The sequence below is a fragment of the Bradyrhizobium sp. CCBAU 51627 genome (assembly GCF_028128765.1).
Lineage (GTDB): Bacteria > Pseudomonadota > Alphaproteobacteria > Rhizobiales > Xanthobacteraceae > Bradyrhizobium.
The window spans coordinates 1-1,079 of record NZ_LBJG01000051.1; the positions used below are offsets into that span (position 1 = coordinate 1).

Genomic DNA, 1,079 nt, shown 5'->3' on the forward strand with positions numbered 1-1,079 from the left:
CGGGGTTGCGGGCACCTTGCGGGCGCACTTAAGTGCGCGACTGCCGGACTACATGGTGCCGAGTGCGTTCGTGCAGCTGGCGGCGCTTCCGCTCACGGTGAACGGCAAGCTCGATCGGAATGCGCTGCCGGCGCCGGCCGATCAGGCCTATGCGCTGGCGGCCTACCAGTCGCCGCAAGGTGCGGTCGAGACGGCGCTGGCGCAGATCTGGGCCGAGCTCCTTGGTGTCGAGCGCATCGGGCGCAACGACCACTTCTTCGAATTGGGCGGCCACTCGCTCTTGGCCGTGCAGATGTCGAGCCGGCTGTCACAGGCTGTCGGGGTCGAACTGCCACTGTCGGCGCTGTTCGCAAGGCCAGTGCTGGCTGACCTGGCGGCAAGCATCGTCGAGCTGTTGAGCAGCTCCGGTCCACAAGAGCTGCCGTCGATTGCAGCCGTGTCGCGGCATGAGCCGCTTGTGCTGTCGTTTGCGCAGCAGCGGCTATGGTTTTTGGCGCAGCTGAACGAAGGCAGCACCAACTATCACATTCCGCTGGCCTTGCGACTGCGCGGAATGCTCGACCGCAGCGCCTGGCAGCGCAGCCTTGACCGTCTGTTTGCGCGTCATGAGGCGCTGCGCAGTGTGTTTGTCGCGACCCAGGGCAAGCCCCGGGTTGAGGTTTTGCCGCCGGACGCGGGTCTGCCGATAATTGAGCATGATCTGCGGGAGAGATCGGATGCGGAAGCGGCATTTTTGGATCTGTGCCATGAAGAGGGGCGCACGCCATTCGATCTTGCGCGCGGTCCGCTGATCCGCGGGCGTCTGGTGCGGATGTCGGATGAGGAGCACGTCTTCCTGCTGACCCAGCATCACATCGTCTCGGACGGTTGGTCGATGGGTGTGCTGCTGCGTGAACTTAGCCAGCTCTACCGGGCATTCCAGGCTGGGCAGGACGATCCTCTGCCGCCGCTTGCGATCCAGTATCCGGATTACGCCGCCTGGCAACGCCAATGGCTGTCGGGGGAACGGTTGCAGAAGCAGGCGCAGTATTGGCGCAGCGCCCTGGCAGGCACAGCCCGTCTTGTCTTGCCGACGGACC

The 1,079-nt window shown here is 64.8% G+C and carries 1 protein-coding gene; it reads left to right on the plus strand.

Annotation, left to right across the window (positions count from 1 at the left end; genetic code table 11):
• A partial coding sequence (locus tag XH88_RS25655) for a condensation domain-containing protein (protein ID WP_271671033.1) occupies positions 1-1,079 on the plus strand: 1,079 nt, incomplete at both ends.